The 9636-nt window shown below is 63.7% G+C and carries 11 protein-coding genes; 3 read left to right on the top strand and 8 right to left on the bottom strand.

What is annotated here, in order from left to right; all coding sequences use genetic code 11:
- The 3 genes from MOV74_RS21460 to MOV74_RS21450 form a co-directional block, all read right to left on the bottom strand.
- Window positions 1–500 (bottom strand): MFS transporter (locus MOV74_RS21460; RefSeq protein ID WP_246926426.1); only part of this gene is annotated, 500 nt, incomplete at its 3' end.
- A gap of 277 nt (window positions 501–777) precedes the next feature.
- Window positions 778–1362 (bottom strand): DUF308 domain-containing protein, encoded by a 585-nt coding sequence (locus MOV74_RS21455; protein ID WP_246926424.1) that lies wholly within the window; start codon window positions 1360–1362, stop codon window positions 778–780.
- 84 nt (window positions 1363–1446) lie between these two features.
- Window positions 1447–2031, bottom strand: a complete 585-nt coding sequence (locus MOV74_RS21450; protein ID WP_246926422.1) for a TetR/AcrR family transcriptional regulator — start codon at window positions 2029–2031, stop codon at window positions 1447–1449.
- Window positions 2032–2107: 76 nt separating this feature from the next.
- Between MOV74_RS21450 and MOV74_RS21445 the strand changes: the two genes are divergently transcribed.
- Window positions 2108–2605, top strand: a complete 498-nt coding sequence (locus MOV74_RS21445) for a peptide deformylase (RefSeq protein WP_246926418.1) — start codon at window positions 2108–2110, stop codon at window positions 2603–2605.
- A 182-nt stretch (window positions 2606–2787) separates the two neighbouring features.
- Here the strand turns inward: MOV74_RS21445 and MOV74_RS21440 are convergent, their stop codons facing one another.
- The gene (locus tag MOV74_RS21440) at window positions 2788–3441 is read right to left on the bottom strand and encodes a hydrolase (protein ID WP_246926416.1); all 654 of its coding nucleotides are present in this window, start codon (window positions 3439–3441) and stop codon (window positions 2788–2790) included.
- Window positions 3442–3592: 151 nt separating this feature from the next.
- Between MOV74_RS21440 and MOV74_RS21435 the strand changes: the two genes are divergently transcribed.
- Entirely contained in the window at window positions 3593–4474 is an 882-nt protein-coding gene (locus MOV74_RS21435) for a LysR family transcriptional regulator (RefSeq protein ID WP_246926413.1), read from the top strand.
- A gap of 33 nt (window positions 4475–4507) precedes the next feature.
- Here MOV74_RS21435 and MOV74_RS21430 read toward each other — a convergent pair whose 3' ends face one another.
- Entirely contained in the window at window positions 4508–4870 is a 363-nt protein-coding gene (locus MOV74_RS21430) for a helix-turn-helix transcriptional regulator (RefSeq protein ID WP_246926410.1), read from the bottom strand.
- On the bottom strand, window positions 4870–5532 hold the full coding sequence (locus tag MOV74_RS21425; RefSeq protein ID WP_246926407.1) for an SRPBCC family protein: 663 nt from the start codon (window positions 5530–5532) through the stop codon (window positions 4870–4872). Before MOV74_RS21425 ends, MOV74_RS21430 begins: the two co-directional genes overlap by 1 nt.
- A gap of 183 nt (window positions 5533–5715) precedes the next feature.
- On the opposite strand from MOV74_RS21425, the gene MOV74_RS21420 reads away from it, so the two are divergent.
- Window positions 5716–6075 carry a cupin domain-containing protein gene (locus MOV74_RS21420; protein ID WP_246926405.1) on the top strand — a complete coding sequence of 120 codons (360 nt, stop codon included), beginning with the start codon at window positions 5716–5718 and terminating at the stop codon, window positions 6073–6075.
- 175 nt (window positions 6076–6250) lie between these two features.
- On the opposite strand, the gene MOV74_RS21415 is transcribed toward MOV74_RS21420, so the two are convergent.
- A complete protein-coding gene (locus tag MOV74_RS21415; RefSeq protein ID WP_246926402.1) occupies window positions 6251–7504 on the bottom strand; it encodes a serine hydrolase in 1254 nt (417 codons plus the stop codon).
- A gap of 117 nt (window positions 7505–7621) precedes the next feature.
- Window positions 7622–9636 (bottom strand): TonB-dependent siderophore receptor (locus MOV74_RS21410; protein WP_246926400.1); only part of this gene is annotated, 2015 nt, incomplete at its 5' end.

Below are 9636 nucleotides of genomic sequence, written 5' to 3'. Positions count from 1 at the left end.
TGCATCGAGGTGCGCCAATCGTGGCCGGAGACGAGCCAGGCCGCGAGCGGCGCCATCGTCATTGGCGCCATGCCCATGCCGGCCGACACCAGCGACACGGCGAGGCTGCGCTGAGTCTCGAACCAGCCGGTGACGGCCGCCATCATCGGCGCGAAGATCGCCGCGCAGGACGCACCGGTCAGAAGGCCGAACACGACCTGGAACGCTAGAAGCGAGGTCGCATGGCTCGCGGCGAACAGGCTGAGCGCCAGAACGGTCGATCCCGTCAGCACCACCGGCAGCGGTCCGAACCGGTCCGACAGCGTGCCCCAAACCATGCTCGTGAACGCCATCGCCAGAAAGCCGATCGTCATCGCGCTGGAAATGCCTGTTACCGACCAGCCGGTGTCCTTGGCGATCGGCTGCAGGAACACCGGCAGGGAAAACATGCCGCCGATGGCGACGCAGCCGAGCAGGCCTCCGGCAGCGACGATCACCCAGCGATAGGGGGATTGAGTCATTTTGGTCTCCCGAGATGATCTTGTCTGGCTGGAAGACGAATGGGAACTGCGCTGGCCGACAAGGCCGGGACAAGTTTTTGCAGACCCGGCCAATACAATTCGCGAAAACAACCCCATGCACAGTAGCCGGCCTCTGCGCAATCAAGGACTTAACGGGCGACGAGATGAGCCGCGGAGCTCGCCATGGCACGCCGCGATTTGACTCGTCGGGCGAAACACTGGCATCAGGGCATCATCCCGCCAATCCTATCCCTCCACTCTTGCGTGACGTCCGCGATCAAGACTCGCCGGCTGCGCTGCGGCGCCATGTGCTGACCGTGAGCCAGAGCGCCGAGACCAGGAAGTAGAGCGCGCCGACCGCAGCATAGCCCGCGACGTTCGCGATCGACGGAGCCGCAGGCATGGTGGCCTGGAAGATGAAGAAGCCGCCTGCCAGTGCCGACTGGCCGCCGCTGAGCACCATGGCCCATTGCGCGCCGAAAAGCTTCCAGCGCCGCACCGCCGTGCCGAGCTGGAGCAACCCGGACAGGATCGCCCAGGCCCCGAAGATTCCGAGCACCCAGTTCATGCTGACCTGCAATGCCAGGATGACCGCGATGGTGGTCGCGAGGCTGACCAGCACGTTCACGCCCTGCGTGCGGTTCTGGTTCAATCCGCCGCTGCAGAGCGCGTCGAGATAATTGGCCGCGGCGTCCCATGCCGGATACGCGACCAGCAGCGCTGCAGCGACGACCGCCGACGACGGCGCGATCGCAAAGGCCGCAATGACCCAGGCGACGGAAAACGCGGCGCGCAAAAAATAATACTGGTTCAGCCATTGCGCATGGTCGGCGATGTCCGAAGTCGTCTCACGGTTTCTCATTGTCTTCTTCTTACCTACTAGTTGGTAGATTAGATGCAGAAGTCGACGCAGAACGGCATTGCGGCCCGTGTCGTGCCTTCTTCGTCAGTGCCTGGTGGACAGCCGATCGAGCAGCGGCCGGGTGATGGTCCCGAACATCCTGGGATCGCCATAGGCACGCGTCGACAGCATCGCGCCGTGAACGGTCGCCATGAATCCTTCGGCCTCGACCTTTGCGGTGCTGGAAAGATGCAGCCGTCCCTTCCGCTTGCCGCGCTCCAGCACCGATGTCAGCCACGACGCCAGGAAACGGAAATGCGCGCGGACCTCCAGCGCCACCTCTTCGGGCAGGATCGGAAGCTCGGTGGCAAGCAGCGCGCAGACGCAGAAGGGAGCGGTCGCGTCGGTGATGCAGGCCTCCCAATAGGCGACATAGTTTTCGAGCTGGTCGCGCGGGTCCGGGACGTTGCGCTCGAGTGCCGCCAATCCCGCCTGCGCCTCTTCGCGATAGCGCGACACCAGGGTGCGGACCAGGTCGACCTTGCTGGCGAAATGGTGGTGGATGCTCGGCTTGCGAATGCCGACCACGTCGGCGATGTCGGCATAGCTGAAGCCGTTATACCCGCCGGCAATGATCAGCCAGCGTGCGCAGGCCAGGATGTCGTCGGCGGTCGAGGAGACGTTGCTCATCACCCTAGCTACCTTCCAGTTGGTAGGCTCGTCAACAAAGGATGCTTCAATGATCCGTGAATGCTAGGAACCTGACATGACCATTCGCCCCATCGTCCGCTATCCCGACCGCCGGCTCGCGATTTCGGCCCGCCCCGTCACCGCGTTCGACGACGGCTTGCGCGAGCTTGCGGCGGACCTGCTGGAGACGATGCGCGCTGCGCCCGGGATCGGCATCACCGCGCCGCATATCGGCGTGCCCTTGCGCGTCGTCGTGCTCGAGTTCGACGCCAAGGAGGGCCCTCTCACCTACGTCAACCCGGTCATTGAATGGGCGTCACCCGAGATGATCATGCACCGCGAAGGCAGCGTCTCGATGCCCGGGGTCAACGACGAAGTACAGCGCCACGCGCGCGTGCGCATCAGCTATCAAGATCTCGACGGCAACACGCGAACCGAGGAGTCGGACGCCCTGCGCGCCGTGTGTCACCAGCACGAGATCGACCAGCTCGACGGCATGTTCTGGATCCAGCGGCTGTCGCGGCTCAAGCGCGAGCGGCTGGTGAAGAAGTACGAGAAGATGGGGCGACCTTAAGGGGATCGGCGAAGCGCATCCGCTATCCGCCCGCGCCGGAGCAAGACGGATGGACTACGCCAGCGGCCTGCGCTTTCGCGCGGCCGCCGGCAACCATGCGTTTTCTTTGAGAGGGTGTGACGGGCTTTCCCGATGCAACTGCTTTTTCGGAGCGAGGCGATCGGACCCTTCACACGCTCAGATCATCGGGCCTTGCCGGGCACCGGCGTGTTGAGCAGCTGCTGCTCCCACAGGTACGCGATGCCGCTCCCGCCGGCATGCTGGGTGATCACCTCCGTCAGCGCGGCAGCTTGATCGGTCCGAGCCCAGTCACGCTGCCATTCGGCCGCCAGCGCCAGCCAGGTCATCATATTCGCGCCCGCCGCGATCATGCGCTGGATCGCGACCTCGTGGGCCTCCACCGAAACGGCGCCAGAGGCGTCGGTGATGACAGTTACATCCCAGCCTTCGCCGAGAGCCTGAATCGCCGGCATCGCCACGCAAATTTCGGTCCACAGGCCAGCAATGACGAGTTGCTTGCGCCCCGTTGCCTTGACTGCGTTCACCACCTTTCGATCCTCCCAGGTGTTGATGAACGTCCGGTCGAACACTTCCTGGCCGGGGAAAACGTCCGTGATCTGAGGGAAAAGGAGACCACCCCGCTCAGCGACCACGGTGGTCAGGATCGTGGGAACGCCGAAGGCCTTGGCGGCCTTGGCCAGACCGGTCGTATTGTTGATCACCATCTGAGGTTCGTGGCTGTTCACGTTCGCGAGCTGGTACGGCTGGTGGTCGATCAGAACGAGCACCGAGTCTTCGGGACGAAGAAGCGAAGCAAGGCCGTTACGAAAAGTCATCGTTGCATCCTTTACTGCCGTTGTGAGCGGCACTGGTTTTTCCGAGACGTACGCCAGCAGCGACGTAGCCCGGCCCCGAGATTGGTGTTCCGGATGCGATACGGTAGTGTCGTGCCGCGGCACGCTGTGTCGCGGAATGAGGAACGCTGAGTTGGACATCGAAGACATACGGACGTTCGTCGAAATCGCCGACGCCGGGGGAATTTCGGCCGCCGCGCTCCGGCTGGGCGTCGCCAAATCGATCGTCAGTCGTCGGCTTTTCCGGCTTGAAGCGGAACTTGGCGTCCAACTTCTTGCGAGAACGACCCGCGGGGCTGCGCTCACGGAGGCCGGCGTCACGTTTCGAGACCATGCAGCCAGAGTCTGCGCCGAGATCGACGCAGCGAGGGAGGCAGTTCTACCCGCCGGAGAGTTGCGCGGACGCTTGCGAGTTGCGGTGCCATTTACTTTCGGCCCGACCCACTTCGCTCCCATCCTTGCGGAGATGGCCCGGCGTCATCCCCATCTTCAGATCCACACCTGTTACAGCGATCGCTTCGTTGATCTCATCGCAGAAGGATATGATTGCGCGATACGGCTTGGCTATCTTCCGGACTCCAATCTGATCGCAAGACGCGTTGGACCCATACATGGGAAGCTTGTCGCGAGCCCGGACTACATCAAGGCCCATGGGGCGCCCGAATCGCCGGAGGAACTCGTCGCCCATGAGGCCCTCATGCAGGGCACCGAAGTGTGGCAACTCATGGATGGCGACAAGATCCTCACCGTGCGTCCGCAGGGTCGCTTCAAGGCCGATAACGGCACAGCTCTGGTTTTGGCTGCAACGGCAGGACTCGGGATCGCCTATCTTCCCGACAGCCTCACCCATGAATATGTAGCCTCCGGCGCGCTGGTGCCGGTCATGACACGATATCCCCCGTCTCCGGCGGGTGCCTATGTGGTCCGCCCGCCGGGCCAGCATCCCGCACGGAAGATACGAGTCCTCACCGAATTGCTGATTGAGTATTGCGAGCCGGCTCCGCATCCCGCGTAACCTCGCTCCCTCACCGCCAAGTTCGCGATTTCATCAAGCCCTCTTCCCGCTCCGCTTGGTGATGGGGGCGTTGCGACGCTCGCGCTTGCCGCGCGCGATCTCGGTTGCCAGCGCGTCCAGCCTGGGCTCCCAGAAATTCCGGAACTGACCGATCCACGCATCCACCGCGCGAAGCCCGGCAACGTCGACCGAATAAAGGCGCCTTTGCGCCTCCGCCCGGACATTGGCAAAACCGCTCTCTCGCAACACCTTGAGGTGCTGCGAGACCGCCGCCTGGGTGATCCCGAACTCGGCCCCGATCACCTCGACGACTTCGCCGGACGCCATTTCGTTTTGGCCGAGCAGCTCGAGGATGCGGCGGCGCACGGGATCGGCGAGGACCTCGAAGACGTGCATCAGCTTCCTGTGCCGGGATGAACGATGTCGGGCGGCATCTCGCCGCGATAGAATGCGATGGTGCGGTCCGAGCGCTGCTTGGCCGCATCAGGGTCGACCCCGCTCGCGACGTGCGCCGCCCGCCAAGACTCGCCGCTGGTCGTCATGAACTCCTTGCCCTCCGGCGAGCCCATCCAAGCCTCGGCCGTCTCGTGGTCGACCGATGCCCCCGTCGCAACATATCGCTCCAGTCCTGCAAGTGCGAGGTCCCAACCGATCCCCACCGCACCCGGGCCGAACTGATTCCAATGATCCTCGATGATCGCGGTGTGCTCAAGTGTCAAACGCGCCTGGCTGCGTTCTGCTGCCAGCCCGACGTCGATCCAGCTGATCGCGCCGCCGAATTCCCACGTTGCCGCAAAATGCGTCGGCGGCGTGCACGCCGTGATGGTGCCGCCCGCATTGCCCTTGAGCTGGTACCTTCCGCCGAGCTGGAGGTCTCCCTCGACCGGCAAGAACCATCGCGGGATGCGCTCACTGTTGGTCAGGGCGTCCCAGAGATCCTCGACGCTGGTGTCATAAAGCCTTGTCAGTGTCACTGCGCTCGCAGGTTTGCCGTCTTTCTCGAAGTTCTTCACCGAACGCGTGACAAGCCCGAGGACCCTGGCGACATCGATCTGCATTGCGTTCCTCCTTATCGTTGGCGCAAGGATGAATATCGACCGAGGTTAATATAAGTCAATACTTATATTAAGGCACTCCGCCGCTGCGTCAAACCGCCTCGCGAGGCGAGGCGAACCAAACCCCTGCTCAAACGTCTATCGGTCCCCCATCCCCGCCAGGCCTGCGCAAGACGGAAGGAATTCATGAAAGTTCGCAAATTCGCCATCTCCGACGCTTCGCTCGAACGCTCGCCGGGACAGGACGGCGACATCTTCGTCGGCAACCTGGTCGACCAACGTCACGGCGGACCGATCACGATCGGCTTCGGCCGCTACGCGCCAAACCAGACTCTCGAAGAGACGATCACGGTCGACGATGTCATGATCGTCCTCGAGGGAAAGCTGTCGGTCACGAGCCGCGGCAGCACCGTCACCGCAGGTCCCGGTGAGATCGTCTACATGCCGAAGGGCGAGACGGTCAGCATCCGCTCGCACGAGCAAGGCACCGTCACCGCCTACGTCACCTATCCGCATTGGCAGGAGGCGCATGACGGCGCCACTTAGCCGGTGACGGCCAGACCTGCTCGACCGATCTTACGGTTTTGGCAGGCCTCGTATCCCGGATGGAGCGCAGCGCAATCCGGGGTTCGTTCTGCACGGGCAATCGCGCGATCCGGTTGGTCTGTCCCGGATTACGCTTTCGCTTCATCCGGGCTACGACGAGTCAGCTTCCGCGCCCTCACCCACCCGCCATCAGCGCCTTCGCCAGCGCCATGTAGGCCGGCAGCGTCACGGGATCGTTGGCGGCGTTGCCCGCCATGGGATGCGATGCATAACGCGCGATCACCATTTCAGCCTTGGGATCGATGTAGATGCCCTGGCCGTGGACGCCGCGCGCCATGTAGGCACCGTGTTCGTTGTGCGTCACCCACCATTGGTTGCGATACGACGCGCCCGGCAGCGTGGTGTAGCCGGCCGGCTTGAATTTTTCGGGATCGCCGCCGCGCGCGATGTCCTCGACCACTTGTGATGGCACGACCTGACGGCCGTTGCAGCGGCCGTGATTGCGCATGGTCTCGCCGAAACGGGCGAGATCGCGCAGTGTCGTGGAGAGCCCGCCGCCGCCGCTCTCGGTGCCGATGCGGTCGACGTGGTAGTGCGCGTCTTCCTCCGCGCCCATCGGCTGCCAGATGCGCTCGGACAGAAGATCGGACAGCGTCATGCCGCTGGCGCGCCTGACGATCCAGGCCAGCACGTCGGTGTTGACGGTCTTGTAGGCAAAGGCCTTGCCGTGCTCGCCCTGCTTTGTCTGCGCCATCAGAAACTCGAAGATCGTGGTCGCGCCTTCATAACCCGGCGGGATCGGCGCCATGCCGTTGGCGCGTCGCAGGCCCCACACATCCGAATTCTTGTCGGTATAGACTTCGGTGTATGCGAGCCCCGTGGTCATATCCATGACCTCGTGCACGCGCGCGTCGCTGAACGCGCTCGCCTTCAGCTCCGGTACGTAGTCGGTGACCGGCGCCTGCGGATCGATCCTGCCTTCGGCGACCAGCATGCCTGCGAGCACGCCAGTGAACGACTTCGTCACGGACATCGCGATATGCGGCTTGTGCGGCTTCAACGCACCAAAATAGCGCTCGTAGATCAGCTTCCCCCGATGCAGCACCGCGATGCCGTCGGTGTAGGTCTCCTCCAGCATCTTTTCAAAGGTCATGGGCCGGCCATCCATCGTGGTCGAGGCGACCGCGCCGATGTCATGGTCCTGGCGCGGCAGCACAGACGCCGGCCCCGCCCCGCGCCAGACGTTCACCGTCGGCACCAGCTGGCGGATGTTGGACCACGCCCAGCGCAGCTCGGGGAAATTGCGGAACGAGCCATCCTGGAAGGTGATGAGGCGGTCCGAGGACGGCGGGAAGCCGCGCATCCAGCCGAGGGAGTTGGGGTCGGTGGAGGTGGCGGGCTGTTGGCTGGGCGCGATCGCGGTGGACATGCAAGGTGGCTCCGGAGAGGACGACGCGGATGTCGTATCACGGCGGAACGTGACGGACATCCGACGTTTGCGCCGGGTCCCTGCGCGCCGATCAGGATGGCGCAGCGCAAATCCGTTTCACCACCGCGCTGTCGCACTCCCGAGCACGGTCCGTCCCTGCGTGAAGGAGCAGGTCCCGGCGTTGCAGATCGGCACGCGTTCATCCGACAGGTTGCGCGCATTCACGGCGAGCCGCATGCCGCGATAGTCGTAATGCGCCCCCGCATCGAACGCCATGATGGCGGGATTTCTGATCGTGTTGACCTCGTCCGCCCAGGTCTGCCCGATCCAGCGCGCACCGGCACCGATGCCAAAGCCTGCAAGCGGGCCGGTCTGCCAGGTGTAGTCGAGGAAGATCGCGGCCTGCTGCAACGGCACGCCGATCGGCACCTTGCCGAGATCGAGGCCATTGCTGCGCGTGACGGTCGCATCGGTGTAGCTGTAGGACGCGATGCCCTTGAGTCCCTCGGCCAACGACAGCACGGCTTCGAGCTCCGCACCGCGCGATCGGACTTGGCCGGTCTGCACCGAGAAGGTGGGAAAGGCCGGATCGATGGTCAGCACGTTGTCCTTGGTCAGGTTGAACCAGGTCGCCGTGAAGTAACTGTTCCAGCCGAGAGGTTGATATTTGATGCCGGCTTCGAAAGATTCACCCGTTGTCGGCGCGAACGGCGTGCTGCCGCGCTGTGGGGCCGTCGTGCCGGTCAGCGGCAGAAACGACGTCGCATAGTTCACATAAGGAGCAAGGCCGGACTCGAACAGATACAACAATCCGGCGCGGCCGGTGAACTTGCCGGGCGCGCTATCGCTCGTCACGCCCGTAAGGTCGTTGCGGTTCGACAGCGCGGCAAAGTCCTGCCGGCCGCCGATGGTCAGCCGCCAGCCGCCCCAGGCCATCTGATCCTGTGCGTAGAGCCCGACCTGGCCGAGCGTTTGGCTGTTGGCGCTCATCAGCCCCAGAGGGGTCGTCGGCGCCGAGCTGCCGTAGACCGGATTGGTCAGATCGAGCGACGGCGCCAGGCCCGCATAATAGTCCAGCGTCGTGCCTTGCCGGAAATAGTCGACGCCGGCGAGCACCGTATGCTTGACCGGACCTGTGACCAGCTTGGCCTCGATCTGATTATCGACGTTGAACGTGTTCAGCCATTCCCGGAACGTCGCACCATAGCGGTTGAGCGTGCGCCCGTCGGGCGAGAGGCTGAGAGCATCGACCATGTTGCCCTCGAACGACACGTGCCCGATCCGAACATGCTGCCGGAAGGCCAGCGCCTCATTGATGCGATGGTCGAGCCTGTATCCGATCGAGGCTTGCCATTGCGTAAGCGCGTCGAATGCGGGGTCGCCGAGACGAATATTGGTGACCACGCCCGTCACCGGGTTGCGCAGATAATACGGCCACATCGAGGTCTTGCTGCGCTCATACTCGGCCAGCACGGTGAGTGTCGTATCCTCACCCAGCTTGGCGGTAAAGCTCGGGGCGAGAAACACGCGGTCATCCCAGGTCCCGGGGATTTGCGTGCCGCTGTCACGCACCAGGCCGGTGAAGCGGTAAAGCAGCTTGTCGTTGTCCAGCGTTGGCCCGCTGAAGTCGAACCTGCCCTGATAACGATCGAAATTTCCGATATCGAGGCCGACCTCATTGAACCGCTTATCGAGCGGCATCTTGCTCACATAGTTCACCATGCCGCCGGCTTCGTTGGCGCCGTACAGCACCGATGACGGACCGCGCATCACCTCGATTCGCTCGGCTCCGTAGGGTTCGTTGCGAAAATAAGCGAACGAACCATTGCCCTGCCGCAAGCCGTCACGATAGTTGCCATACACGTTGGCCGCAAATCCCCGGATCAGAAACTGATCATAACGGGGATCGAAACCGTAGGGCTGCGTCTGCACACCGGCCGTGTAGGCCAACGCCTCGCCGACCGTTCGCGCACCGGTGTCGCGGATCTGATCTTGCGTCACGACCGAGATGGACTGCGGCGTCTCGATCAGCGCCGTGTTCGTCTTGGTGCCGGTGGCGCTGCGCGTCGCGACGAAGCCCTGCACAGGACCGATCGCGCTCTGCAGCGTCGGGGCCGACGCCGGAGCTCCCG

Origin of the sequence: Bradyrhizobium sp. SHOUNA76, assembly GCF_023006445.1 — a bacterium.
Lineage (GTDB): Bacteria > Pseudomonadota > Alphaproteobacteria > Rhizobiales > Xanthobacteraceae > Bradyrhizobium.
The sequence above is the reverse complement of the archived record's forward strand: the minus strand, read 5'-3'. Positions and strand labels throughout refer to the sequence as shown.

Coding starts and splice junctions, on each gene's coding strand:
- MOV74_RS21455 (WP_246926424.1), bottom strand. CDS start 1,362: ATGAGAAACCGTGAGACGACTTCGGACATCGCCGACCATGCGCAATGG.
- MOV74_RS21450 (WP_246926422.1), bottom strand. CDS start 2,031: ATGAGCAACGTCTCCTCGACCGCCGACGACATCCTGGCCTGCGCACGC.
- MOV74_RS21445 (WP_246926418.1), top strand. CDS start 2,108: ATGACCATTCGCCCCATCGTCCGCTATCCCGACCGCCGGCTCGCGATT.
- MOV74_RS21440 (WP_246926416.1), bottom strand. CDS start 3,441: ATGACTTTTCGTAACGGCCTTGCTTCGCTTCTTCGTCCCGAAGACTCG.
- MOV74_RS21430 (WP_246926410.1), bottom strand. CDS start 4,870: ATGCACGTCTTCGAGGTCCTCGCCGATCCCGTGCGCCGCCGCATCCTC.
- MOV74_RS21425 (WP_246926407.1), bottom strand. CDS start 5,532: ATGCAGATCGATGTCGCCAGGGTCCTCGGGCTTGTCACGCGTTCGGTG.
- MOV74_RS21420 (WP_246926405.1), top strand. CDS start 5,716: ATGAAAGTTCGCAAATTCGCCATCTCCGACGCTTCGCTCGAACGCTCG.
- MOV74_RS21415 (WP_246926402.1), bottom strand. CDS start 7,504: ATGTCCACCGCGATCGCGCCCAGCCAACAGCCCGCCACCTCCACCGAC.